General features: G+C 39.8%; 1 pseudogene. It reads left to right on the forward strand.

The features are described from left to right. Window positions 1-199, forward strand: a pseudogene (locus tag SB773_RS31645) (cell division ATP-binding protein FtsE); the annotation flags it as partial. Window positions 200-274: the final 75 nt, after the last annotated feature.

Here is a 274-nt window from a genome sequence, read left to right on the forward strand (position 1 = left end):
GCCTACAGGGAATCTTGATCCTGAAACATCGTGGGAAATCATGAACATATTTGAAGAAATTAATAAACGCGGAACTACTCTTGTCATGGCCACACATAATAGGGACATCGTCAACAATATCAAACGACGTGTCATTGCCATTGAAAGTGGAAAAATAGTTCGCGATGAACATCGAGGTGATTACGGATATGAAATTTAGAACATTGCTCCGTCACTTCCGTGAAAGTTTTAAAAATATTGGCCGTAATGGATGGATGACGTTTGCTTCAGTCAG

This window comes from Bacillus sp. SIMBA_074 (assembly GCF_046534555.1).
Classification (GTDB): Bacteria; Bacillota; Bacilli; order Bacillales; family Bacillaceae_G; genus Bacillus_A; species Bacillus_A mycoides.